Source organism: Fulvivirga marina, assembly GCF_016775155.1.
Taxonomy (GTDB): Bacteria; Bacteroidota; Bacteroidia; order Cytophagales; family Cyclobacteriaceae; genus Fulvivirga; species Fulvivirga marina.
Map to the genome: position 1 here is coordinate 1 of NZ_JAEUGD010000054.1, position 1,102 is coordinate 1,102.

The window sequence follows — 1,102 nt, forward strand, 5'->3', positions numbered from 1 at the left end:
ACAGGATCTCAGAAAACCAATGATGACACCCTCAAAAGCCCTGATTTTTTCAATAAATATGGTGACAAGGTCGCCTGGGAATGGGTATCGGATAACCGACACCTGGTAGAAAAAATGGGGTGGCCTACCTACCACAGGGTAATTGGGAAACATGGTGACGTAAGTTATGAGCGGAATGAAAGTACTGAGGGAGCTATTAAGCAGGTAACAGGCAGGGCCGGTCTGCTGAGTGTGGCAGATCAGGACAAAGTATATAACGACCTGCTCTCCCGGTATGAACACCGGATCAAATGGGAAAAAGAACGGGGCACCTACGACCTGGAAACAGAATTCATGAAGCTGGATGCTAAAGTTGAAGACAAATATCTTTTCCGCAAAGGTAGTGGCGGCAATACCCCGTTCGGCAAGCACACGGTACGGGAAGTGAGCATCGTTAACAACATGCGCAAGCCGTTGACCAAAGACCAGGTAGAGGCACTCATTGACCATCATCTCGGGGATATGAAGCCAGACCAGTTGCAAACCGAACTTACCCACCAGGTCAATGAGAACCATGAAAAAGTGGTAGAAGAGCGCAGGGCGAGCCGCGAGGAGACAATTAATAAGCTGAAGCAAGAACTTGAAGAACTGGAAAATGCGCCCGTAGATGCAGAAAATGCCGAAGCATGCAAAAAAGTGAAGCGGCAGAAAGCCAGGTTAACGGCCCTGATTGATGAAAAAGAGCGTGCTATGGGGGAATATCTCAAAGACCTGGAGCGCACCAAAGACATCCTTACCACTTCCATAGGCTACTGGCTCACCGGGCAGGTGGTCAAAGTCCCTGTTCCGGGCAGCCTCCAAAGTAACCTGGGCTTCTTCTGCGGTATCAGCGTTGATCACAGCAAGGACAACCCCTTTACCCTGGGCAATGTTACCTTTCTGTTTGCGGTCGCTGACCACCGCTCATTGGTAGAAGTCACTTTATTTGGTGAGGGGTTAAGAGACCTTCGCAACATATATGCCGAAAGCAAGGATATTACCACCGAAGAGATCACTCAGGCTACTGAAAATTGGAATGCGATGATCAAAGAGGCCTCCATGTCCCGTGTAAAGCGACACATCC

At 49.2% G+C, this 1,102-nt stretch carries 1 protein-coding gene; it reads left to right on the forward strand.

Annotated elements, in window-relative coordinates:
- Positions 1 to 1,102: hypothetical protein (locus JMN32_RS16325; protein WP_202857431.1), on the forward strand; the 1,102-nt coding region annotated here is incomplete at both ends.